Source organism: Roseburia inulinivorans DSM 16841 (genome assembly GCF_000174195.1).
Lineage (GTDB): Bacteria > Bacillota > Clostridia > Lachnospirales > Lachnospiraceae > Roseburia > Roseburia inulinivorans.
The window spans coordinates 1-25,862 of sequence record NZ_ACFY01000158.1 but is presented as its reverse complement, the minus strand read 5'-3'; the positions used below and the strand labels follow the sequence as shown (position 1 = coordinate 25,862).

At 39.7% G+C, this 25,862-nt stretch carries 18 protein-coding genes and 3 pseudogenes; 19 read left to right on the top strand and 2 right to left on the bottom strand.

Translation table 11 applies throughout. From position 1 onward, the window contains the following. Window positions 1-104: 104 nt before the first annotated feature. The 16 genes and pseudogenes from ROSEINA2194_RS16950 to mobC form a co-directional block, all read left to right on the top strand. Window positions 105-2,483 (top strand): VirB4-like conjugal transfer ATPase, CD1110 family, encoded by a 2,379-nt coding sequence (locus ROSEINA2194_RS16950; RefSeq protein WP_008116395.1) that lies wholly within the window; start codon window positions 105-107, stop codon window positions 2,481-2,483. A gap of 115 nt (window positions 2,484-2,598) precedes the next feature. Then, window positions 2,599-4,507, top strand: a pseudogene (locus ROSEINA2194_RS16945) (C40 family peptidase). 47 nt (window positions 4,508-4,554) lie between these two features. Then, window positions 4,555-5,490 (top strand): hypothetical protein, encoded by a 936-nt coding sequence (locus ROSEINA2194_RS16940; RefSeq protein WP_009860905.1) that lies wholly within the window; start codon window positions 4,555-4,557, stop codon window positions 5,488-5,490. Further along, the gene (locus ROSEINA2194_RS16935; protein WP_005602909.1) at window positions 5,474-5,692 is read left to right on the top strand and encodes a DpnD/PcfM family protein; all 219 of its coding nucleotides are present in this window, start codon (window positions 5,474-5,476) and stop codon (window positions 5,690-5,692) included. The genes ROSEINA2194_RS16940 and ROSEINA2194_RS16935 overlap by 17 nt, the downstream gene beginning before the upstream one ends. Beyond that, on the top strand, window positions 5,689-6,057 hold the full coding sequence (locus tag ROSEINA2194_RS16930) for a hypothetical protein (RefSeq protein WP_009860904.1): 369 nt from the start codon (window positions 5,689-5,691) through the stop codon (window positions 6,055-6,057). The genes ROSEINA2194_RS16935 and ROSEINA2194_RS16930 overlap by 4 nt, the downstream gene beginning before the upstream one ends. A 726-nt stretch (window positions 6,058-6,783) precedes the next feature. Beyond that, complete coding sequence (locus tag ROSEINA2194_RS23700) at window positions 6,784-7,215, top strand: TnpV protein (RefSeq protein WP_306723541.1); 432 nt, start codon at window positions 6,784-6,786, stop codon at window positions 7,213-7,215. A gap of 155 nt (window positions 7,216-7,370) precedes the next feature. Next, window positions 7,371-13,517 carry a helicase-like domain-containing protein gene (locus ROSEINA2194_RS23275; RefSeq protein ID WP_334290591.1) on the top strand — a complete coding sequence of 2,049 codons (6,147 nt, stop codon included), beginning with the start codon at window positions 7,371-7,373 and terminating at the stop codon, window positions 13,515-13,517. A 12-nt stretch (window positions 13,518-13,529) separates the two neighbouring features. After that, on the top strand, window positions 13,530-13,871 hold the full coding sequence (locus tag ROSEINA2194_RS16920) for a hypothetical protein (protein ID WP_006859551.1): 342 nt from the start codon (window positions 13,530-13,532) through the stop codon (window positions 13,869-13,871). 11 nt (window positions 13,872-13,882) lie between these two features. Further along, a complete protein-coding gene (locus ROSEINA2194_RS16915; RefSeq protein ID WP_009860902.1) occupies window positions 13,883-14,281 on the top strand; it encodes a hypothetical protein in 399 nt (132 codons plus the stop codon). Between the two features lie 3 nt (window positions 14,282-14,284). Beyond that, window positions 14,285-14,968, top strand: coding sequence for a SpoVG family protein (locus ROSEINA2194_RS16910; protein ID WP_009860901.1), 684 nt, complete (start codon window positions 14,285-14,287; stop codon window positions 14,966-14,968). Window positions 14,969-15,019: 51 nt separating this feature from the next. After that, complete coding sequence (locus tag ROSEINA2194_RS16905; RefSeq protein WP_009860900.1) at window positions 15,020-15,916, top strand: DUF6674 family protein; 897 nt, start codon at window positions 15,020-15,022, stop codon at window positions 15,914-15,916. A 447-nt stretch (window positions 15,917-16,363) separates the two neighbouring features. Continuing rightward, window positions 16,364-17,935, top strand: a pseudogene (locus tag ROSEINA2194_RS16895) (methyl-accepting chemotaxis protein). A gap of 29 nt (window positions 17,936-17,964) precedes the next feature. Next, window positions 17,965-18,117, top strand: a complete 153-nt coding sequence (locus tag ROSEINA2194_RS22345; protein ID WP_009860896.1) for a hypothetical protein — start codon at window positions 17,965-17,967, stop codon at window positions 18,115-18,117. A 422-nt stretch (window positions 18,118-18,539) separates the two neighbouring features. Then, a complete protein-coding gene (locus ROSEINA2194_RS16890; protein ID WP_009860895.1) occupies window positions 18,540-19,334 on the top strand; it encodes a hypothetical protein in 795 nt (264 codons plus the stop codon). A gap of 677 nt (window positions 19,335-20,011) precedes the next feature. Further along, window positions 20,012-20,566, top strand: a complete 555-nt coding sequence (locus ROSEINA2194_RS16880) for a hypothetical protein (RefSeq protein ID WP_044928672.1) — start codon at window positions 20,012-20,014, stop codon at window positions 20,564-20,566. Between the two features lie 375 nt (window positions 20,567-20,941). Then, window positions 20,942-21,106: pseudogene (gene mobC, locus ROSEINA2194_RS20685) on the top strand (plasmid mobilization relaxosome protein MobC); the annotation flags it as partial. Window positions 21,107-21,209: 103 nt separating this feature from the next. Here mobC and ROSEINA2194_RS16875 read toward each other — a convergent pair. Both ROSEINA2194_RS16875 and ROSEINA2194_RS16870 read right to left on the bottom strand, forming a co-directional pair. Continuing rightward, a complete protein-coding gene (locus tag ROSEINA2194_RS16875; RefSeq protein WP_009860891.1) occupies window positions 21,210-21,971 on the bottom strand; it encodes a DUF3658 domain-containing protein in 762 nt (253 codons plus the stop codon). A gap of 172 nt (window positions 21,972-22,143) precedes the next feature. Then, the gene (locus ROSEINA2194_RS16870; protein WP_009860890.1) at window positions 22,144-22,737 is read right to left on the bottom strand and encodes a hypothetical protein; all 594 of its coding nucleotides are present in this window, start codon (window positions 22,735-22,737) and stop codon (window positions 22,144-22,146) included. 742 nt (window positions 22,738-23,479) lie between these two features. Between ROSEINA2194_RS16870 and ROSEINA2194_RS16855 the strand changes: the two genes are divergently transcribed. From ROSEINA2194_RS16855 to ROSEINA2194_RS16845, 3 genes are read left to right on the top strand one after another with little or no spacing between them, the layout of a single operon-like run. Further along, window positions 23,480-23,812 (top strand): helix-turn-helix domain-containing protein, encoded by a 333-nt coding sequence (locus tag ROSEINA2194_RS16855; RefSeq protein WP_014081275.1) that lies wholly within the window; start codon window positions 23,480-23,482, stop codon window positions 23,810-23,812. Window positions 23,813-23,856: 44 nt separating this feature from the next. After that, a complete protein-coding gene (locus ROSEINA2194_RS16850; RefSeq protein WP_009860887.1) occupies window positions 23,857-24,564 on the top strand; it encodes a LytR/AlgR family response regulator transcription factor in 708 nt (235 codons plus the stop codon). 2 nt (window positions 24,565-24,566) lie between these two features. Further along, window positions 24,567-25,853 carry a sensor histidine kinase gene (locus ROSEINA2194_RS16845; protein ID WP_009860886.1) on the top strand — a complete coding sequence of 429 codons (1,287 nt, stop codon included), beginning with the start codon at window positions 24,567-24,569 and terminating at the stop codon, window positions 25,851-25,853. Window positions 25,854-25,862 lie beyond the last annotated feature (9 nt).

The window sequence follows — 25,862 nt, the reverse complement described above, 5'->3', positions numbered from 1 at the left end:
ATAAACACAACTATTCATATGTATCTGACCGTGAGGTCGGGAACAAGCCCGTTGGGTGATGTTCCCGGCGGGCTTTCACAGATAAGAAAGCGAGGTTAGAGACAATGGGTTTATTTACGGACGGATTTAAGCTCTTGAAAAAGGCAAGTGAGCCTTTGTATAAGACACCGAAATCCATTCAGGAAACCATAGAGATTATGGCGGTGGCTGAAAACGGTATTTTTGAAGTAAGCAGGAATAAGTATTCCAAGTGTTACCGCTTTCAGGACATCAATTACACAACGGCAACGGAGGATGAGCAGATCGGCATTTTTGAAAGATACTGCAAATTCTTAAATTCGCTGGACTGTAATTATAAGATTACGATTAACAATAAGAACAAAAATATGGAGGATCTCCGTGATAAGGTTCTTATTACAGAAAAAAACGATGGCTTCAATAATTACCGAAGAATTTACAATGACATTATTGAGGAGAAGATTATTGAGGGCAGACAGGGGATTGAACAGGAAAGATACCTGACGATCACGATTGAGAGAAAGAACTTTGAGGAGGCAAAGGCACAGTTTGCCACACTTGAGGCAACAATACACAAGGCTTTCATTGAACTGGGGGCGGAGATTGTGCCGCTTAACGGCAATGAAAGGCTGAAAGTGCTCTATGACTATTACCATCTTGGCGATGAGGGCAGTTTTGATTTTGATATCAAAAAGGCAAAGAAGGTCGGAGCAGATTTTAAGAATGATTTATGTAATGGTATGGTGAAATATTTCCCAGACCATTTTGAGGACGAGAGTAAATACTGCAAGGCACTTTTCATTAAGAAGTATCCCAGCAGTTTATCTGACAGATTTATCAATGAGATTACTTCCCTTCCTGTCCACTCCATTACCAGTATTGATGTAGTGCCTGTGCCAAAGGATTTGACCACAAAGGTGCTTCAGAAGAAATATCTTGGTATTGAGTCGGATATTATCAAGCAGCAGAGAGTCCGTAATAAGAACAATGACTTCTCCACAGAAATCTCTTATGCAAAGAGAACGGAGAAAAAAGAGATTGAGGCAATTATGGATGATGTCCGTGAGAATGACCAGTGTCTTTTCTTTGTAGGAGTTACCATTATCCTTATGGCAGAAAGTAAGAAGGAGCTTGAGAGTGTCTGCGAAACAGTAGAAACAATCGGAAAGCGTAACAGTTGTACGATTGATACACACTACTTAAAGCAGAGGGAAGCACTCAACACGGCACTTCCGATTGGTGTAAGACAGGTGGAAACAATGCGTACCCTTCTTACCCAGTCGCTTGCGGTGCTTATGCCGTTTAATGTGCAGGAACTGAATGACAGCACAGGTAATTATTACGGTATCAACCAGATCAGTAAGAATGTAAATATCGGTAACAGAAAGAAGCTCATCAACGGAAATGGCTTTGTATTCGGAGTGCCGGGTTCCGGCAAATCATTCTTCTGTAAGATGGAAATGGGCAGCGTATTCTTGTCGGGAGATGATGAGATTATCGTCATTGATCCGATGAACGAATATTTTGATATTGCACAGACTTATGGTGGAACCGTGGTAAATATGTCCACATACACGGACAATTATGTAAATCCGCTTGAGATGGATGTGTGGAGTCTTGATCCGAATGATTCAAAGGGAATGATAAGGGAAAAAGGGGAATTTATGCTTGGTCTTTGTGAGCAGTGTATCGGGGACAGCTTAAATTCCAGACAGAAATCAATCATTGACCGCTGCGTGAGAAAGATGTATATCGACATTGCAAGGGGCAGGGAAAAGTATATTCCGGTAATGAGTGACTTCTACGATATCCTTATGGAACAGCCGGAGGACGAAGCAAAGGATATCGCATTGTCTTTGGAACTTTTTGTAAATGGTTCCCTCAATATCTTTAACCACCAGACAAATGTTGATGTAGATAACCGATTCACGGTATATGGTATCAGGGACTTAGGCACGGAGCTTAGTCCTATCACAATGCTTGTTATGATGGAGTCTATTCAAAACAGAATTGTAGAAAACGGGCAGAAGGGCAAGGCAACCTGGCTCTATATTGATGAGTTCCATGTCCTGCTTAATTCGGAGTATTCTGCAAAATATTTACAGCAGCTCTGGAAGAAGGTGAGGAAACAAGGTGGACTGTGCACGGGTATCACCCAGAACGTCGTGGACCTTTTACAGAACTACACCGCCACTACAATGCTTGCAAACTCTGAGTTTGTTGCACTCTTAAAGCAGGCGAATACAGACAGTTCCAAGATGGCAGAGGTTATCGGTGTATCAGAGGCACAGCTTCGTTTCGTAACCAATACTGCATCGGGAATGGGACTTATCAAGTGTGGTTCCGTGGTAATTCCGTTTGATAACCAGATCAGCAAGGACACTGACCTTTACAGACTGTATAACACCAATATCCACGAAAAGATTGCGGAGCAGAAGAAAAGGGAGGCAAAATTTGCTGATTAGAATTGCAATGTATCAGCCATTTGGACTAAGTTCCGGATGGCTACTTTTTTACCTTTTTTAAGGATACAGAAAGAAGGTGGGAACATTGAAGATAAAAAAAGTGGATGACAAGCCTATGGTCATTCACACTAAGAAAAAAGCTAAGATTCATATGCATGAACCGAAGAAGGCTAAAATTAAGGGCAGTAACATTTACACCGTACAGCGTGGTCCGAAAATTGCCAGTGCAAAGATAAATGATACAGGTAAAAAGAAGTCTTATCGTAAGAGTACCATTCATCAGGCAGAGAAGAAAGAAAAGGAACCTTCAAAATTTAAGAGAAATATACGGGAGTCCAATACTTCTATCAAGACGAAGAATACCAATCTTCATATAGCAGGAAGAACGGGAGCACTTGCGGCTGGAGCAGTTACAGAGCAGGTGGAAGGCGGGCAGGAAGTGTCACAGGCAGCTTATCTTGCATATGAAGTAAGCCGTCCGGTTACGGGAACTGCTTCAAGGGGAGCGTCACTTTTCAGAAAGAAAGCGGCAGCCGAAGCAAAGAGGCGTATCAAGAAGGTAGAAACAGGAAAGAAACTGGCAAAAAAGATGGGAAAGAAAGCTGCCAGTGATACGGCAAAAAAAGGTTGCCGGTGACACGACAAAGACAGCAGCGAAAGAAACTGCTAAGAACACTGCAAAAGAAACTGCCAAAACTACGGCAAAAGCGGCAACCACAGCGGCAGGTACAGCGGTTGCACCGGGAGCAGGTACAGCAGTCGGCATGGCGGCAGGCTATGCCACAGGTGTATCTATTGAGGCGAAGGATGTGAAAGCAGCGAACCGTAGCAGAAAGATTAAATTTTTTCTGGATAAGATGAAAGAACAGGAAAATCAGACGGACAGTGTTGTAAAACTGGTAAAAGATCTGATTGTAAAAAAGGCAGTTCTCTGGATAAAGGCGGCAGCTCCGATTATCGGACTTGTACTTTTGCTGTTGGTTCTTTTAGTGGTAATCGTTGCAGTTCCGGTTATTGCTGTGATAGCGATTCTTTATAATTCACCATTTGCCTTATTTTTACCGCCGCTGGAGTCAGGAGATACAGTGCAGACAGTTACAAGTGCTTATGTGTCTGAATTTAACCGTGATGTGAATACCAAAGTGAATGAACATACCGGATATGACTTTGGCGAACTGGTGTATGTAGATTATGAGGGAATGGATGAAAATCCAAGTAACTACTACGACATTATGGCGGTCTACATGGTCAAGTATGGTGTAGGCGATACTGCAACAATTATGAATGATATATCAAAGGGGTGGTTGCAGACTGTAGTAAATGATATGTGTTCTTATACTACAAGTAGTGGAACAAAAGATGTGGAGGAAACAGACGCAGATGGCAATGTAACAACTGTTACGAAGTCGGTACTGTATGTAAATGTTACGCTCAAATCATACAGAGATATGATTTCTGTTTATGGATTTAATTCTGATCAGGTAGAAATGCTTGAGCAGATCATGAGTCCGGAGTTTATGGGACAGCTTGGATATGCCGGAAGTGGAAGCGGTGGAGGCGGTGGAAGCCCCGGAGTAAGTTCCATGACAGAGGATGAAATAAATGCAATCCTCAGTGGTATTACAGATAGCAGGCAGAAAGCAGTCTGCTCTTATGCCCTTCACAGAGTGGGTTATCCTTACAGTCAGGAATTAAGAGATAGTGGCAATTATTATGATTGCAGTTCACTTGCGTATTATTCATGGAAGGATGCAGATGTGAATATCAGTTATGGAGGAGCAACTACAGCAGCGGCAGAAGCACAGGGACTTGATGAAGCAGGAAAGACCGTATCTTATGATGAAATGCAGCCTGGTGATCTTATCTTTTACAGTTTCACAAACAACGGAAGATATAAGAATATCAGCCATGTGGCAGTATATGTCGGCAATGGCAAGGTGGTAGAAGCCCTGAATGAAAGAGTTGGCGTAGTTTACCGTGATGTGGCAAGTGTTGGAAAGATTGTAGTAATTGGCAGACCATAGAAAATTGGCAGAGAGGGCGAAAGTCCTCTCTGGGACAGGAGGTAAGAATGGATTTAAAGGATATGATTCTTGTAATGGAGAATTATAAGGGAACAGAAAGAAATATGCTTATGACTTTGGAAGATTATAAGAAGTTCGTTGCCATTGATGATATGTCAGAGCTTGCAGATCAGATGCTGCTTCTTGGAAGAACGCTTGCGGAAGGTTTTACAGAGTATTACAGGGCAGCAAATGTTACAGTTTTTGCAAAATTCTGTAGAGATGATGTGGAACTGGGACGCTTTTTGCAAGGATATTATAATGATTCAAAGAAATTTTACTTTGATAAGGCAACAAGTTCCCCAGAGTGTATTACAAAGATGGATGAGATTGGAATGACGGATAGAGGCTGGATAGATGACTTTATCCTGCATTATGAAAAATGCGACAGGACATTTGAAAGAGGGCAGACATTTCATAATTTTAATGACCACGATTATATGGTACTTGAAGCATTATCTCCACGCAATCTTGTGGTAATGGATATGAAAAGCGGCTCTCTCACGATTGCTCTTGGAGCAACAGAGTATAAGCGATATCCGAAAGACGAGGAGCCAACTAAGGATAACACAGCGATTGGGGTATCGTGGGAGCACGGGATTTATCTTGGTTCCACACTTTCGCAGACCAACTTTAAGGCATATAAAAGAGAATACGGGACACCTGAAAAGATAAAAGATGTTTATGATTACAGGGCGAAACTCAAGCAGAAGTTTTATTTTTATCAGGATTTGTCAAAGGATGATGATATTCCAAAAAATATGCAGAATGATTTCCTGCACCAGATGTATAAGGAATTTGGAACGATAGAGGAGGAATATTTTTATGACAGGCTTGAAGATGGAAAGTATGATGAAGGTTTTAAGGAAAGACAGGTAAAAGAAAAAAGAGCCGATGAGGAAAAATGGAATTGGAGGCTGATATCGAATGGAAAAAGAATTTGATATTGAGATAAAAGAAGTTCTCTCAAGGGTAGAGACAGTAAAGGCAGAGTCACTTGACGATGCCATAAACAAGGCAATGGATATGTATTATTCAGAACAGATAGTCCTTGATGCGGAGGATATGAAGGGAGTTGATTTTTCGCCATACAGCGAAGAACAGCTCCCTTCTTCATTAAAGGAAAATGGAGGAAAGACACGATGAAAAATGAGCAGACAGCAGTTATTAAGGATATGGAATTTTTATTAAACGAACTTCATAAGGAATGGGAAAGACCGGGAGAGGTAAAATCGTCTGTCAGTATTCCATATGAGAAAGTTGAGGAAATCAGCAGAAAGCTGAATGTGATTGTCTATGAGACACAGCAGTCGGCTGACAGCGACGGACTTGCCTTTAAGCAGAGCATAGCCAAGTCAAAGCAGTGTTATGTGCTTCTCAGGATTATGCGAAAGATTGTAAAAGGAAAGGGCAAATGTGATGGACAGGCGGTTGATGCAGAATTTGTGATTGAGCTTGACGGGGAGGAGTCAAAGCTCTTTAAGGAAATGTTTGCAGAATTACTGAAGTAAAAGGAGGGTGACACATGAGTGTTGATATGAAGGTCAAAGCGATATATGATTCAGAAATCAGCAACATCACCCGTTCTGAAAAGAACTGGAAAGATGTATTAAAAGTTGCTGGTCAGTTATATCGCTATGAATTTGATAATATCGTTATGGTAACAGCTCAGAGATCACCGGAGAAAAGTACCCTTATGGCAGATTATGACACTTGGAAGAAAGTGGGAAGATATGTAAAGCGTGGAGCAAAGGGCTGTGCTATCTTCCCCTCAAGGGCACTTAATCCCCGTATGAGATATATTTTCGATATCAGTGATACAGGCGGAAAGAATGTGAAGCTGACTTGGGATCTGGAGGGGGAAAACCTGAAAAGTTATGCAGACTTTCTGGTATCGGAAGGACAGATGGAGCGGTATAAAAGCGATGACAGGGAATCACTAAAAAATACGCTAAAACAGTTTACAGGAACAAATGTTTGGAATATAATAAAAGAGGAGTTCGGGGATAGAATGTCCGAACTAATGCAGCTATCAGGTAGTGTGATAAAGGAATTCAACGAAAAACGCAAGGGCTTACAGCAGGATAGCGATATGGAGCAGTTAGTATATTCCAGTGTTATGTATGCTGTAGGGACGAGATGTGGATTTGACTTATCTGTGCAAGAACAGGATTTCAGTCAGATTGTAAATATCAAAGATGAGGAGATAGTTTACCGTCTTGGTTCCCTTGTATGCGATGTCTCCTGTAGTGTTCTTAGAGAATTTAGTAGGAATTTACAAACGATTGAGAGCGAAAGGAGAATATCATATGTTAGAAGCAATGACTTACAAGGAAGTGGACGGACTGCTGTATCCGGAGCTGACAATGCCGGACGAGACAGAGGATTTAACGAAGCTGGGCAGATACGGGAGAATGGCAATGAAGTATCTTCTGGAGAACGAACCGGCAAGGTACAAGACACTGATGAGATTCGGGAAGATGTACGAGAAGATGTCGGCAGTAGAGGAGGAAGCAAACCAGCTTTACGATCAGTTGGAGGAACAGTATCTAATGAAGCACAAGCCACAGAATCCGTCATCGACAATGGAGATGTGGAAGATAAGAGAGCAGGCGAAGATGCAGGCAGAGGAAGTAGTGCTCCACCAGATCGTGATGAAGTTTCATTAGAAACACAGGAAGAATTAAATAGAGAGCTTGATGAGATTAACTCATTGGGTGTCAGTAAGGAAGCCGAATATACACAGGCTTCCTTTTTTTTCGACCAAAACGGGCAGGCAAGTTTTGGTGTGAAGCAGCCGGAGAAAACCAGACACAATGAATTTATGCGTCAGTTCGAGGAGGATAAAAAGGCTGCCCTTGCCAGAAAATATAATTACCTTAATCCAAAGAAAGCAGAGAGTGTACCAAGTGAGTATGTAAAAGAGATACTTATGAAAGGAACTGGCTTTGTCGGTGGAAAAGGCAGGGTGTGTGAAATCTATCAGACAGAGATAGACGCAGGAACCAGAGCAAAGCGTATCAAGGCAGAATATGGTCAGGGGGGTGCAAGCTGGCCGCTTGACGGTCTAGGCTTGCACGGGTATGACACATTTCACGGTTCGGGACTTCGTATCCAATGGAAAGATGAAGATGGAGAAGTAGAAGGATACGTTTCGTGGAAGAATGTCGAAAAGGAAATCGGTGTACTTATCCTTACCGGAGAATACCAGTCGGAGACACCTCGTATTGATGAGCTTGCAATGGACGGACTTCGTGAAGATGATGAAGTCATTGACGCAGAGTACCGTGAAGTTGATACGCAGGAGGAGAAATCAGAAATTGATGATTATGCTATTCCTGATGAGCCTGACAGTTATGCTGTAAACAGAAAGGCGGCTGAGTTACGGTATATCAAGCCGATTGATTATGCTGACCGTGTAGCTGCAATGGATAAAGATTTAAGAGATGCCATTGAGATACTTGTGTCAGAATGTAGCTGTTACACACCATTCCGTGCTTTCCTTATGGATGTGGTGCAATCGGATTTTGCATTTATGCCGAATAAGCTGGAACTGATCTGTGAGATAGCGATGGGAAATGTTCAGGGTGAGAGAAAGGCATATTGCAATAATCAGTATGGACTCACAGAATACACTTTAAGCAGTGCAGATGTGAAAGTAAGCTACAAAAACAGAAATGGAGAGAGGGCAGGGGATACCGTATCATGGCGTGAGGTATATGAAATCTTATCCTATATGGTAAAACAGCCATTGTACTGTGGAGAGGACCAGAAGGCAATCTATCAGACCATAAAAAATAAGATTGACAGGGAAAAGATGAATCCTGTTTATCGCAAGTTCTTTGATATTGAGGACAGTGTGAGAGAAAGCCGTCTTAAAACCAGAGAACGGGCGATTGCATATGGCTTGAATACCAAGATTGACACGGATGGTCGTATAATTTCTGATGAGGATAAGAATGTATCGGCAGATATTCCACAGAAGGATACCGAACCACAGGAGGCTGCCCCTGAAACACCTGCACAGGAAGTATTACCGCCAGTGGAAGGTCTGCGTGGAAAAGAAAAAACACAAGACCAGACAAAACTCAATTTCCACTATAACCTGTGGGAAACAGAAAAGGGCGGTGCAAAGACCAGATACCAGTGGAACATTGACGCAATCCGTACACTAAAGCAGATTGAAGCAGAAAACAGACTTGCCAGACCAAAGGAGCAGACAGTTTTATCAAAGTTTGTCGGCTGGGGTGGCTTGTCACAGGCATTTGATGAGAATAATGCTGCGTGGAGCAAAGAGTATGCAGAACTGAAAGAGCTTCTTTCCGATGAGGAATACAGTGCGGCAAGAGCAACTGTAAATAATGCCTTTTACACTTCGCCGGAGATTGCAACGTGTATCAATTCAGCCCTTGTGCAGTTTGGGTTTAAAGGCGGAAATGTCTTGGAGCCGTCTATGGGTATCGGTAATTTCTTCGGAAGTATGCCAGCACCAATGCAGCAAAGCAGGCTGTACGGAGTGGAGCTGGACAGCATATCGGGAAGAATAGCAAAACAGCTTTACCAGAATGCCAATATCAGTATTACAGGATTTGAAAACACCACATATCCGGATAACTTCTTTGATGTTGTTATGGGAAATGTGCCATTTGGAGATTATAAGATATTCGATCCAAAGTACAACAAGTATAACTTCCGTATTCACGATTATTTTCTGGCAAAAGCACTCGATCAGGCAAGACCGGGAGGTATGGTTGCAGTGATTACCACAAAGGGAACACTGGATAAGAGCAATCCGACTATACGAAAGTATCTGGCTGAGAGGGCAGAACTTGTGGGAGCAATCCGACTTCCGAATACTGCATTTAAGGATAATGCAGGAACTGAGGTGACTGCGGACATTCTTTTTTTACAGAAAAGAGAGCGAAAAATTGATATAGAGCCTGACTGGGTACATCTTGGTGTCACAGGTGATGGCATAGCAGTCAATTCCTATTTTGCAGAGCACCCGGAGATGATGCTTGGTACAATGCAGTATGATACAAGGATGTTCGGACAGGACAGCAAATATACCGTCTGTGTGAATAATGATGAGAACTTCAATCTGTATGAAGCACTCAATATGGCAATCAGTAACATCAAAGCACAGATGACAGATTTTGAGAGACTGGCAGAGAATGAGGAACAGACAGAGGAAGTCATTCCCGCTGATCCGGATGTCAGAAATTATACTTACACATTCTTTGAAGGAAAACTTTACTACAGGGAAAATTCAGAGATGGTAAGGCAGAAAGTATCACCGACAGCGGAGGGGCGTATTAAGAGCCTTGATGAAATCAGACAGATAACAAGAGAGCTGATTGATATCCAGATGGAGGGCTGTAGTGATGAGGAGCTTGCAGACAAACAGCAGCTTTTGAATGTAAAATATGATAAATTCGTTGGAAAGTATGGAGCAATCACTTCCAAAGCAAACCGTACAGCGTTCAGGGATGACAGCGATTATCCGCTTCTTTGCAGTCTTGAAGAAGTAAATGAGGACGGGGAGGTGAAGAAGGCTGATATGTTTTATAAGCAGACGATTAAAGCAAAGTCCGTGGTGGACAGGGTAGAAACTGCAGTTGAGGCTCTTAATGTATCGGTCAATGAGTTTGGATATGTAAATATTCCTTATATGCTCTCCATTTATGAAACAGACAGGGATACTCTCATAAAGGAACTCGATGGAATTATTTTTCTTAATCCTGACCGTTACAATGAAAATAACCCGGACGCAGGCTGGGAGACAGCAGATGAATATCTGTCAGGCAATGTAAGGGATAAGCTGCGTGTTGCAAAGGCAATGGCGGCGGATACCGATAATCCGCAGGCAGAAAGATTTGCCGCCAATGCCGCAGCCTTAGAGAAAGTTCAGCCGGAATGGATTGAAGCCTCGGATATAGATGTAAAGATTGGTACAACTTGGATTGAACCGCTTGATTATGAACAGTTTATCTATGAGCTGCTTAATACACCAAAAAGGGCAAGGGCAATCAGAACGGAGTATTATAATTCCGGTATTCAGGTACACTTGAATAAAATGAGTATGGAATGGTTCATTGAGAACAAAAGTATGGATAAACATTCCGTGGCGGCAACGAAAACTTATGGTACAAGCAGAATGGACGCTTATTCTATTTTTGAGGATACCCTGAACTTAAAAACGGTCACTGTCAGGGACAGGATTGATGATGGTGAGGGCAAGTACCATTATGAAGTCAACAAAAATGAGACAATGCTTGCAAGGGAAAAGCAAAATATGATCAAGGAGAAGTTCAAGGAATGGTTATTTGCAGAACCGGAACGCCGACAGAAGTATGTGGAATATTATAATGAAACCTTCAATAATATCCGCCTGCGTGAGTATGACGGAAGCCATTTGCAATTTCCGGGAATGAACCCTGAGATTGAATTAAAACCGCACCAGAAAAATGCGGTGGCACGAATCCTTATGGGAGGAAATACTCTGCTTGCCCACTGCGTCGGAGCCGGAAAGTCGTTTGAAATGATGGCTGCGTGTATGGAACAGAAAAGGCTCGGACTTTCCAATAAGACAATTATGGTAGTGCCAAAGCCGCTTATCGGGCAGACAGCAAGTGAATTTTTAAGGCTTTACCCGTCAGCAAACATCTTGGTTGCAACGGAGCGTGATTTTGAAAAGAGCCGAAGAAAGCAGTTTGTATCAAGGATTGCGACAGGCGATTATGACTGCATCATTATGTCGCACTCGCAATTTGAGAAAATTCCAATTTCGGCAGAGAGAAAGGAGCGAATGCTTAATGAACAGATAAATGAGATCACCTATGCGATTGATGATATGAAGGAGCGGAACGGGGAACGCTGGACCGTAAAGCAGATGGAAAGCCAGAAGAAAAAGCTGGAGGAACAGCTTAAATCCCTGACCGATGAGAGCAGGAAAGATGACCTCATTACCTTTGAGGAGCTGGGTGTTGACTCTATTATGGTAGACGAAGCACACAATTTTAAGAACCTTGCCATTTTTTCAAAGATGAATAATGTGTCGGGAATCAGCAGTAGTGGGGCTAAGAAGTCAACGGATATGCAGCTTAAATGCCAGTATTTATCAGAGATAAATGATGGCAGGGGCATTGTATTTGCTACCGGAACACCGATAAGCAACACGATGTGTGAGATGTATGTTATGCAGCTTTATTTGCAGAAATCGGCACTTGAGGAGATGGGAATTCATCATTTCGACTCGTGGGCGGCTAACTTTGGAGAAGTAACAACGGCACTGGAGCTTACGGTTGAGGGCAGTGGTTTCCGTTTCAAGAGCAGGTTCAATAAGTTTACCAATCTGCCGGAGCTTATGAACATCTTCCGTGAGGTTGCCGATGTGCAGACAGCGGATATGCTTGACCTTGATGTGCCAGCTCTGCGTGGCGGCAAGCCTATCATCGTGGAGTCGGAGCCGGACTGGTATGTGAAGCAGGTAATGGAAGAATTTGTTGTAAGAGCAGAAAGGATAAGGGGCGGGGGTGTTGATCCAAGTGTTGACAACTTCTTAAAGATTACGCACGAAGCAAGACTTCTTGGAACAGACGCAAGACTGATTGATAAGGACGCACCGAACAACCCGGACGGAAAGCTCAATAAGGTAGCGGAAAATGTCTGGAAAGAATATGTAAAAGGAAATGCTGATGGTCATATAGGCTGTCAGCTTATTTTTTCAGATATTGGAACACCGGGACCGGACAAGGACTTTACGATTTATGATTATCTGAAGGAGTCACTTATCAAGTATGGTATCCCTGCGGAGGAGATAGCATTTATTCACGATGCAAAAACAGACGCACAGAGGGATGCACTCTTTAAGGAAATGAGGACAGGTAAGAAAAAAGTCCTTATCGGTTCGACAGATAAGTGCGGAACCGGAGTTAATGTACAGACACACCTTGTTGCAATGCACCATGTCGATTGCCCGTGGAAGCCTTCTTCTATTGAACAGAGGGAAGGCAGAGGTATCCGACAGGGAAATAAAAACGATGAGGTGGCAATCTACCGATATGTTACAAAACAAACCTTTGATGCATACAACTGGTCACTTGTGGAAAACAAGCAGCGTTTCATCAGTCAGGTTATGACAAGCAAGGCAGTGAGCCGAAGCTGTGAGGACATTGATGAGGCAACACTTTCTTATGCGGAGATTAAGGCGGTTGCTACAGGCAACCCTTTAATCAGGGAAAAGATGGAGGTTGACAATGATGTCCAGAGATTAAAGCTCTTAAAGGCGTCTTATGATAATCAGAGATACGGATTGCAGGATAATTTTATGATCAAGTATCCAAAACTCATCAAAACTGCGACAGAGAAACTTGCCAATGTCAGGGAGGATATAAAGGCAAGGGATAAGGAATTGATTGATAACCCGGATTTTGCCATTACCATAGGCAATGCAACTTATACAGAGCGAGTGGATGGTGGAACCGTAATGCTTGAAGCAATCAGCAAATGTAAGACAGGCGAAACCACTCCAGTCGGTAAGTTTCACGGCTTTGAGCTTCTGGTGGAAAAGAATTTCCTCAGTATCAACTATATGGTGCTTCGTGGAAAGACGGAATACAAGGCAGAACTTTCCACAAGTCCGGTGGGAAGTATGGTAAAGCTGGAGAACCTGTTCAACGGACTTCACGAAAATGTTGATTTTCTGGAAAAGAAGATTGAACAGTACCAAAATGATCTTGAGGCTTCAAAGGCGGAGTATGACAAGCCGTTTGCATATAGTGCAGAACTGGAAGAAAAACTTGCAAGGCAGTATGAATTAAATGCCCAGCTTGACCTTGAGAATGCAAAAGCTATGGACGCAGATCTTGGCGGACTGGACGAAGAAAAGTCTGAGGACAGAATAGAAAATGCGGGTATTGTTGCAGAGGATAAGGGAATCTATATGCCAGACAGAAACAGGAAAAGATAGGAGTGAAACTCTATGAGTATAAGGAAAGTGGTCGCAGGACTACTGATTACAGCAGGGATTGCCATTATGGCAGTCCCTTTTTTCTGGTGTACAACCGGAGAGAGAAACACGAACCAGCTCATAAATGAATTTGAGCAGACATTGGAGGAGAAGCAGGATGAAAGGACAGAGGTTGAGAAAGAGCAAACCACCGTTAGTAAAGAGGAGAAAGCCATTCTTAAAGAAGGCAGTATCATCGGCATTATTGAGATACCGGGAATAGATATCAGATACCCAGTAATGGAAGAAACCGGAAGTGAAATGCTGAATGCCGGGACAGGGAACAATGCGTTTTGTTGTCAGGTGCAGATATAAGGAGGCGGCAGATGAATAAGAGATACCGACTGGGGGAGATAGAAGAAGCTGTATCGGAAATGGAGGAGCTGATCGACACTCAGGACGATATTGCAGAGATTGATGATGACTTTCAGATAGTCGTAAGCGGCTGGTCTGTGTATGTCGAAAGCCTGAATCTGACACTCAGACAGGGAATAGCCTGTGTATGGGATGCAGAGGAAGGATTATTTATGCCTGATTTTGATGTGACTATCGTGTATGAGGGGAACATTGAAACACAGGAGTGGCTCTACTACGAGCAGGACGGAATGGTCGTTACACTTGGCAACTGGTTAAATGGCAGATTGTCTTGTGAACAGATAGAACAGCTTTGGTGTGAGCTTATCATACCGGAGCAAAACAAAGAACAAAAAGAAAGCGAGGAATAGTATATGAAGTATTCAATTAAGGTAAACGAAGTAAGAGCAAAAGAGGGCAGCAATATCAAAGGATTTGCAACAGTGGTATTCGGTGATTCATTTAAGATTACCAATATTGCAATCCTTGAGAATAAGGACAAGGGAGAACTTTTCGTATCAATGCCTAGATACCGCTCCAATGAGCGTGATGAAAGCAATGGTGTGATCTATAAGGATGTGTGCAATCCTATCACAGCAGAGTTTCGTGAGGAACTCTATACCAATATCCTTGATGCTTATGCAAGAATCAAGGAACCGGAGAAAGAGGAGACACAGAAGCAGGACAGAACACAGGAAATGCCTGAGTTTTCCGTAACTGTGACACCTTATGAGAGGGAAGGCAGTAACATCAAGGGACTTGCCCGTATTTACTTTGAAAACAGTTTCATTGTAAATAACATCAATATCGTGCAGGGCAAAGAGAAAATCTTTGTATCAATGCCATCTTATAAGACAAAGCAGGTGGATGAGCAGGGAAAACCAATCTACCAGGATGTCTGCTATCCGGTCACAAAGGATTTCAGGGAAAAACTCTATAATGAGATTATCTCGGAATATGAGAAAGCAAAGGATAAGAGCAACGAAAAAGCAAGGGAGAATGCCGAACAGAACCACGGAAATCCCGACAGGGAGAAAAAGGATACTCCCTTTCGATAATTAAGGTTAAGGGGCGGCAGGAGCTGCCCCGTTTATAAGGAGGAAAAGCAGATGGAAGCAGAAAAGACACTTACCAATGAGGAGATCATAAGGGAACTTCTTGACCTATTAAAAAAGAATGCTATGAAAGAGCCGGCAAATGATGTATTTGAGATATGCACCTATGTGGATGGTCTGGAGAAAAAGATTGCGTCTATGACAGAAGAACTTACCAGTATGCAGGACCAAATCAAGAAAATGCAGGAAGATACCCTTATCAATAATGCAAAAAAAGCATTAACAGAAGCACAGGAGCGACTCAATGCCAGATGTGAGCAGATAAAGTCACAGGTATCTGAGATAAAGGTACAGGTAAAATCTACTGCCAAGAATATTGTTGATGAAACAAAGGCAAAGGGCAGGGCGGCACTTTACAGGGTGACAGAATTTGTAGGAATTAAGAAAAGACTTCTCAATGTCAGAACAGTGGTAAAAGATACGATTGTATCTACAGACAGGGATATTGCAAGGACAGCACTTCTTGCAAAGGGATTCCGTGAAGCTGGTCAGACCGTAAACAATGCGTTCCGTACCTTTGCAGATAAACCGGAGATGGATTATTCACAGAAGGAACAGAAACACCCTCTCACAAAGGCGGCACTTGCCCCTATGAAAGCAGTGAGAAAATTGCTTGTATCAATGGAGCTGCATCTGGATGCTTCGATTGATAAGCTGGATAATCTGGCTATGAATGTGCAGCTTGATAAGGAAAAGCGTATGGAGCAGACAAAGGATAAGGAACAGAAAGCACCGGATACAGAAAGAGAGATCATCTATTCACCGATGGTAGCTGAACCACAGGAGTACAAGTATAATGCAGATGCTTTTGAGGCAAGAAAGACATCGGAGGCAAAGCAGGAAACGGCGGGGAAGGAGCTGCCAAAAGTCAGAGAAGATAAAGCCAGATAAGTTTAGGGGCGTGGGAGTAAAATCCTGCGTCCTTTTTATTTGTTTTAATAGCAGGCAAAAAATGGCGAAAATATAAAAAAATGCAAGAAATGGCGAGTAATTTATCGAGGAATAAGTTATCCTTTGAGTAAGATAGATGGACTGTGGTTATGTATAAAATTTTGCAAGTAATAAATTTTATACGAAAAAAACACAGAAATGGGTTGCATATATGCAGGCTGATACATATAATCTCGACAGACAGACAGACAGACAGACAGACAGACAGACAGACAGACAGACAGACAGACAGACAGACAGACAGACAGAATAAGTCTGTTTCTTTTGGCATGATCTGATTGTATATGGCACATTTTGGTTATGCGTTAGTGCATAATTGAAATGTGCCTTTTATATTGAAACCACCTTGATGTACGGTCATATATTGACTTGTATATATACATATTGATGGGACAACAAAGAACCATTTTATCCATTAGGAAGGAGACAAGACAAATGTTTAAGAAACTTAACAAAATGAAGATTGGTGCACGACTGAAAAAATCTTTCAGACAGATTATTCTCATTTTTGGAATATTATCAGCACTGGTTGTAGTGATTATGCTTTATACGATAAACAACTATGGAACGATACTGGATAATTATGCGTATCCACAGGGAGACATTGCTATGGCAATGAATGAATCAGCGGAAGTAAGGGCTGCCTCAAGAGGTATTGTAGGTTATGATTCAGATAGTCTCATTGAAAGTATGAAAGAACAGCATGAACAGGCTGTTAAATCGTTTGAGGAATATTTGGAAAAAATACGCCCAACAATGATAACAAAAGAGGGAACTGCCTGCATGGACGCTATTGATAAAGCATGGGCAGAGTATAAGGAAGTGGATGCAAAAGTAATTGAGGTCGGTGCAACGACTGATACTGCGAAATCATTACAGGCTCAGCAGATGATGACCGATGAAGCAGCACCAAAGTATCAGGCGTTGAATGATGCTTTACAGAAACTTATGGCTTTGAATATTTCATTGGGAAATGCTGAACGTGCACAGTTGAGAACGATTATGATAGCTGCATTGACAATTATAATAATTGTAATTGCAGTATCAACGATTTATTCAAACAGTCTTTCTGTTGCAATATCAAAGAGCATTGAAAAACCATTAAATGAATTAAAGGACAGATTTATTACATTTGCAGAGGGTGACATAGATTCTCCACTTCCAACGGTTGAGTCTGAGGATGAAATTAAGGAACTTGTGTCTGGTGTATCTGCAATGTCAGACAGAATCAGAGTTATCATTAAAGATTCTGGCAGAATGTTAAATGAAATGTCAGATGGTAATTTTGCGATTGATACAGAGTGTGAGGAAGTATATACAGGAGCATTTACCGGTTTGCTGACAGGCATAAGAAAAATGAATGAGGAGATTGATACAACTGTAAGAGGGGTAGATGATGCATCGGGGCAGGTTCTTACAGGTTCCACAAATCTTGCAGAAGCGGCACAGTCTTTAGCAGAAGGCGCAACGGATCAGGCGGCATCGGTTGAGGAAATGCAGGCAACTATCAATGAACTTACAAGCGGAATAAAAACAACAGCAGAAGAATTGGGAACAGCTTACGATGAAGCCTATAAGTATGCGGAGATTGCAGAAGGCAGTCGTGGAGATATGGAAGTATTAGTGCAGGCTATGTCACGCATAAATGAAACCTCTGAGAAGATAGGAGCAATTATCACACAGATTGAAGATATTGCAAGCCAGACAAATCTTCTTTCATTAAATGCTTAGATTGAGACAGCAAGAGCCGGAGAAGCCGGAAAAGGTTTTGCTGTTGTTGCGGATCAGATCAGAAACCTTGCAGAACAGAGTGCAAAATCAGCGGTGGATTCAAAAGCACTTATTGAAGCGGCTATTCATGAGGTTGGAGATGGAAATATGTATGCAGAGAAAGCCTCAACTTCATTGAGAGAAGTTGTGGATGGCATACAGGCGATTGCAGACAGTGCGAAAAAATAAAAGAAATTTCCATTGAACAGGCAGACAGTATGGAACAGGTAGAGGTAACCGCAGAAAGAATTGCTGAAGTTGTTCAGAATAATTCGGCTGCGGCACAGGAAACATCAGCGACAAGTGAAGAACTTACAGCTCAGGCTACTACACTTAGTGGTATGGTTTCGGTATTTAAATTAAGACAATAAGAATAGCCGACTGGAATTTAGAAGAGATGTGGAAGTTATTTTGACATTATGAGTGGAAAAAAACTGTGTAGGTGTTTCGGTGAATTGTTCTCTGATTATATCAAATGCAAGAATTGTCAGTTAAGGCTGGAATCCTTACCTTGACTGACATTCCAGCATTTAATGCTCATGTGCGGTAAAGTAATACACAAGAATTTCATAGGTAGCAGCCCACTATTCCTAAATCTTTTGTGGAAAAAAAATAAACTCAAAATTTACAGTTAATTTTGGATATTGTGCATAAAAATAAAGATATTTCAAGTTATTGGAAATTATATTCAGTATCCTGTATTTACAAATGTCGATTTGTGTGGTATTATAATTATAAATAAAAGCTGTTTGATAGTGCGGTTAGTCTGGATTTTTGAAAGGAGGAAAACTTTATGAAAAAGTTTTTATCAGTAATTGCTACGATGTTGACGTTAACCCTTATGATGTCAACAGTCGCTTTTGCAGCAAATGACACTGATGATTCAGTTGTTTACAATGGGCGGTCCTTCAAAGCAACCGAGTTATCACAAGAAACTCTTGACTGGTTAGAATGGTATAATGGCTTATCTGATGATTTAAAGGAAATGGTAAGTCATGAGCCATTGGAATTGGCATCACCTACTCCATGCACAACCACAACAACCGTTGATGCCACAGCTTTAGATATTGACATTCCTATGCCACTTGAAACTTCGCTTCTTCCAACAAGTGGATATGAGCCTGTCTATAATCCTGATTATTGGAATAAAGATGAAAACATTAGACGGGCAAATTGCTATGCTTACGCTATGGACGTATTAAAAACAACAGAAGGCAAATTACAGCCAGGCGATCCATCAGGTAAGCGTTATACGTCTTTAACAAAAAGTGCGATTGAAAAAGCTGTTAAAGCTGATGGTCCATATTTAGGTAGCGGACGTGAAATTACAAATTCAAGTAAAAATGCAACTCCGGGAAAGAATCAATACAAAGTTGCCTTAGTTATCGCTCCTAATTCTGATTATCACTGGTATGTACAAAATAGAGATGGCTATTGGTCGCATAAACAAGGTTATTTAAAAGTTTCTAATGTTGATGCAAGTGGAAAGAAAATTACAGACCCTCAATCTTGTGACCGAAATTATGGCTCAGGACTAAATTATTCCACATTTTGCGGATATTATTTAGTAAAATATACTAATAGATGATGAAAAGATATGTTAGTATATTTATAGTATTGATTGTTTTGGTGATAGGAGTGTTTTTCGTACATCAATCATCTACTTCCCATTTATCAATGGATATTGTCAATTCTATAATTAAATCAAAAGGTATTAACAACGTCACATGGGAAGATTTTGAAAAATATACCTATCAAGATATAGGAAGTGGGAATTATATTTATCAATACGAGTTACCGAACGGCTTTTATTTGTATTTAAGCGGATCAGCTTTAGATACTCCCCCTACATATATTTACATAGTAGATAGGAATGGAAATCGGATCGATTTAAAGAAATGATTTTCAATGATGGTTTTAGGGCTAAAGAGGGTATTCTAAAACCATCATTTTTAATTTGATATGTACGTTGTTTTGAAAAGGGCGATTCCAATGTATTTATAGGATTTGCTTGTTAAAAAAACTAAATTAGAAATGAGGTACAATTATGAAATTTAAAAAATTATTTCTGGTATATTATCTTTAACACTTATATTAGGAGTTTGTAGTATATCTGCTTTTGCAGCAGAAAATACCAGTGGGTGCTATGTTGTCACTGAAGAAACTCCTGAAGAAATTCTTGAATATGCAAAAGAGGAGTTCCCCGAATTTCTCTCCCATCATTTAAGTTCTAACGGAATTAATGCGGGAGAAGCACAATATACTTTGGGCTATCCTATTAATATTCAAGAATCTGATGGTACTAACCGAATTTACGATTTTCCTGTTATGGAAAATGGTGAAATTTTTGCAATGCTCACCATCTATGACGAAAATGGTGAATATTACACACAGCTTGACGAAAATTTAATGGCTGAAAAGTTAAATGAATTACAGAATGTAAGCTCTCAAAGTTCTCCTATTAGTCTAGTTTCCAATAATGCTGGATTTTTTGCAGTAGTAAATGATTTTGTAGAGCCACTTACACCGGATAGTGAAATTGAAAATACCGTTTCTTTGATGAATGAAAGTATTACTGGTAATATTGTTAATATTACAAATGTACTTTCAGAAACAGATGGAAATAGTATTTCCCTTATGGAATCAAGCAATCCTAGTCCGTTAGGCGTTGTATGCGTTCCTCAAACAGATGACGGGACTTTTAATGGTACACAGAAAGAATGGTGCGGTGCTGCGGTTACTGCTGCGATTATTAACTACAAAAAGGGAACTTCTTTAACAGCAAAAGGTGTTACAAAAGAAGCGTTAGGCTCTGCCTAAAAATGAAGGACTAACTAATTCAGAAGTTATTTCTGTTGCAAAAAATCATGGGTTATCTCCCAAGTCTGGAAACCCTCTAAGCTATTCATCAGTTAAGACAGAAATCAATGGTTATCGCCCAATATATATGCAAATGCAGCGGAAATCTGATGAAGGAAAAAATACCACGCTTTAACTCTAATTGGATATAGTTCTTCAAAATATACTGTATTAAATCCGTGGCAAAGTAGTAGCATAACCCTTACCAAAAAAGATAGCGGTAGTGATGTCACCTATGTAACAGGAACAAGAACATATAAATGGTATACCAGCATTTATAACTGGAAATAAGATGTTGCTGGGGAAGTGAGAAAAAATCACTTCCCCTAATATCTGTTTTTGCGGCAGGCTATCTAGCGGGCGACTATCCGCCACGTTATCCATGTGTCCGCTATTAATGATGAATTGCTTGCCGCTGTCGGCTGGTTAGCAGCCGAGTACGGGCGGATCAGCGGCAATCTTAATCAGATAGCCCGGTATCTGAACGAGTACGGCGCACCAAAAATCATTGATTATTCTTAAACGGACAAATTTAAAGTGAAATAAAATTTTTATTAAAAATTCTTTTGTACTAATGTCAAATATGCGTTACTGTTATTTTTTATTATGGACAGCTTATTTTTTTAACTAAGTATCTAATTCTATAAATAATATAATAATCATCTATACATGCCAAATAATGTTCTGAAAGATTCTGAATTATTTTATTGATTGTCGTAATCTTATTTTCACAAAATACGCCTAATATAATATCATCAAAAAAGTTATCATGTATTCTTACAATGCTTCCATTGATATAGCTTCTCAAATTCCAGTTAGAATTAATATTTTTATTCCAACTATTTATGCATTCGTTTAGTTCATATCGTGTTAATTTTTTCGCTTCCTTCAATAAACCAAGCATAATTTCTGCCTCCACTTGTGTCCAAGAAAAAATATTGCCATAGCCTCCAACACATACATTTATATCCATCACATAAATATTAACATTACAATTTTTAAGTTCATTACAAACACAATATAATCCCAATAAGGAAGAAGGTAAGTTATCCACCCATATTCTGAATGCATTTTTTTCGTTCGCAAGCCTTTTTATTTTTTTAAATCTATTTAGATTATCAATATATGAATAATGTTCATAATATATTTCTTCAATGAATTTCTTCCTACAATTGCTATCCAAACAACAATTTATGGGTCCTTTATCAAGATATAATTGCAAACACAATATATCATTCAATGCTACATCACTTGCCTGTCCTTTTTCGTTCATATATGTAATTATTTTTTCTGGTTCTCTTTTACATTGTCGCATAATGACTCGTAAATTAGCTGCAATTCCTTCATCAAAAACAATCTCAATCATTTTAATCTCCAATCAAAATAATGTCTATAAAATCCCACCTATATTAATTATATAGGTGGGCAAAATAATGTGCAAACTATACTGTTATTAAGTTCATGAGTTTTCTATAATCTGACTTGTTAATTCGCAATCACAGAATGCAACAATCCAATTGGATAACAAAATTAAGTTTTTACTTTATAGGATTAGTAAGTTTCTTTTCTGGAATTGAGTAGCTTGTGTCTCCATTTACCGAAAAACTGGATTTAACATATACATATGGATTATTCGGTGTACTTCCAGCATAATAATACTGTTTAGCATCACTTACAGTAGTTTTTCTCAAATAGCTTGCATGAGATGCTGAAACAGCAGATAAATATGATGAATTATTTTTAGGCTTTACAGATAAACTATGATATGTAAAATAGTCGCTTTTATCTATTACAGTTGCGGTCATCTGTACCTCATAGTAATGATTAACTCCTTTTAACCCATCATCAAAAAACATATAGCCTCCTACAATAACATCCTCAACCAGCTTATATGTTTCTGTCTCACCAGATATTATGGTCATCTCTCCATTCTTATCTATTGCAAAATAAATGGTTTCAATAGGGGTTCTTTCATCACTAAATTCTTCTGCATTTTCCTTAACATATGCTGCCACTGTATCTATAGCCGCATTTTCTTCAGATGGCATTGCATAAGCGTAATTAGGAATGGTAGTTATTCCAAGCATCATGGCTAATGATAAAATAGCTATTATTTTCTTAATTTTCTTCATATAATTGTAATTCTCCTTCCACTAATGAACAAATTTCAATATATATGCACATTATTTGGAAAATAATAGCATACAGAAATATAAATTTACACTCTCTATGCACGAAATACGCATTTATTGCACGAAGTATAATTCTTTTGATTTTATCGAGCAGGAAACTAAGATTTTTTATATTAAGAAAAACGTTATGCTTTAATGTCTTTAATGCATCTTTATGCTTTTCGTGCAAAAAAATCTTACTTCGTGCAGAAAAGGTGAAATATTATAAGATGCTTGTCGATATAAAAGAAAAATAAAAAGGTTTTTATATGAAAAAGCTTAATGATATAGCTATGAAATTACTTGCAAAAAAGTAAAATTTATGTGGCTTTTGCCATTTTACAAATATCCAAAATATACCGATTGCAAATAATATTGCAACAGCGGATTTTATGATTCATTCCACGCTTATGAATGAACAGTATTCACATCAGATTGAAAATTTTAAAAATACAGTGGATGTCAGAGTAAAAGAAATGCAGTGATGGATATGATAAATAGCCAAAAACTGTCCGCTAATAGAATTTACAACAGAATATAGAGCAGATAAAGACGAATGGTATCAGATGTGCCATTCGTTTTTTTAATAAAAGCACAAATTAACCTACTTACGAGCATAAAATGATGTGCGTTGGGTTGTTTTCTGGACTATGAGAATCAAAGTCCCATTGATATGATTAACATGGAAAAGAGGTGCAAAATCTTGGACACAGGAAGAAAAGATGCCAATATACAGATAGGAAAGAGACTAAGAGAGGCAAGACTGAATATGAACCTCGAAAAGTCAGAAATTGCGGATGTATTGGATGTTACAGTAGAACATTATCGAAAGCTTGAGGCGGGTATAACGGGAATATCTGTAGATAAAGTGTTGACACTCTATCATAAATATGGAATTGATCCTACATATCTGATAACAGGTGAGAGCAGTATGAAAGATTTTAATCTGGATTACTATGTTGCGAACAGCACAAAGGAGCAGAGAAATGATTTTTTTGACCGTGTGCTGGCTTATTTATCTAAGTTGATTAGATAAATTGAAGTGCTTCCTACTTCCAAGCCCGAAAAGGAGGAAGTGTTATGCTTAATATTGCGGTCTGTGATGACAGCAGAACAGATGTAGAAATGCTGGAAAGTGCTTTTGATAAGTTAGTGCAGTACCAGTTTTCTTATGAAGTGTATTTTACAGCGAAGGAGTTGCTGAAGCATGTTATAGATGATGGGGAAATGTATCATCTGTATATATTTGACATTGAAATGCCGGAGATGAATGGTTTGCAGCTTGCAAAAGAAATCCGGAAAATAGATGCCAAAGCATTGTTTGTATTCCTGACTGGATATACGCAGTATGTTATGGATGTTTTTGAGGTTATTACCTTTGACTATATTTCTAAACCGATTACAGTGGAAAAGCTGGAGTCCGTCCTTTTAAAAGCCATGCAGTATCTTCATATGATAAAGCGTGACTTTGTCTTTCAGTTCCGAAAAAATCAGTTTCGTATTAGCTGCGATGATATTGTGTATTTTGAGAAGAAAGGTCGTCAGGCAGTGATACATACGATCTCAGAAAATTTCAAGGCAAATATGACAACTGAAGAAATATGGAAACAGCTTGATGATAAGGTCTTTGCCCATATTCATGTATCATATATCATCAATCTTGGGCATATCAGGGCGATTGAGGGAGATGAAGTAGTGATGGACAATGAAGAAAGACTTCTGATTGCTCGTTCCCATAAGCAGAATTTAAAAGAAAAACATATGGAGTTTGTAAGGAGGATGGTTTAAGGATGGAATATGTGATACGCTTTGCCATCAGCCTGTTTGATCTGGCAGTGTTTATGTATTATTTTCATTCCAATAAGAAAATGAAACCAGTATCAAAGGTATGGATATGGGCTGGATTTACCATTGCTGCAATTATATGGACATTTGTCAGCAACATAAAAAATCCGTATCTGAATCTTGCGACTCTTTTGATTGTGCTTATACTGTTATCATTTTATTATGAATCAGGAATGTGGACGAGAATTATAAATATTGTGACATTCATGGGTATTGGAATGCTGTTTGAACCTGTAGCCTTGCTGTTACTCCATGCGATGAATTTTCATGTGGGCGAAAGTTATAAATATTATTTTGTAATGGTAATATGCAGCTTTGTTCGTGGAAATGTGATGTATATTCTGTCAAAATTGATTTCAAAGAAAGGGATGCAGATTGCCGACTTTCCAAGAGAAATTTTGGGTGTGCTGGTTATGGTATTTACCTTTACGGTGTTGAATTGTTGCTTTGTTATTCTTTTGTCATTGGAAGCTGGCGGTGAAAAAAGCCTGCTTATGTGTGCCAGTATTGTAATTTCCATTGTCCTGACAGATTATTTTATGCTGTATATGATGGAACGTTTTAATTATCTTGTGCAAAAACAGTATGAGGATGCAATGTACAGGGAAGAAATGCACTATAAAGACATCTATTATGAAGAAGCAGAAAAACAGAATAAGGAAGTGCAGAAGTTAAAGCACGATATGAAACATAAATTGCATGAACTGTATCATCTGGTGGAAAATAGTGATGGGCAGGAACTTTCAGAGAAAATCGGTGCGATGTGCATGGAATTTGAGCAGATAGATGAAAAGCAGTATTCTGATAATCCAATCGTAGATTCTGTGCTCCGCATTAAATTTGGCAGGGCAAAGGCAAGGGGAATAAAAGTAGAAACATCTATTCGTATTCCAAAGCAGATGCAGCTTGATCACGGGGATATAGGTGTATTGTATGGAAATCTTGTGGATAATGCGGTAGAAGCCTGTAGCAAGGTGCCGGAGGGACAGCGTTTTGTAAAGATTGAAAATAAGTACCAGTCCGGGATTTTGCTTCTTATAATAACAAACAGCAAAACAGGAAAGAAAAATAAAAGCCTGAAAACAACCAAGAAAGATAATATCAGACATGGGCATGGTGTTCAGAGCGTTCGCAAAGTGGTAGAAAAATACAATGGAACGGTCAGTTTTACAGATAAAGGGGATATATTTGAGGTTTCTGCAATGCTCTATGGAATTGAAGTGAAGGAATAAATGCAAAGC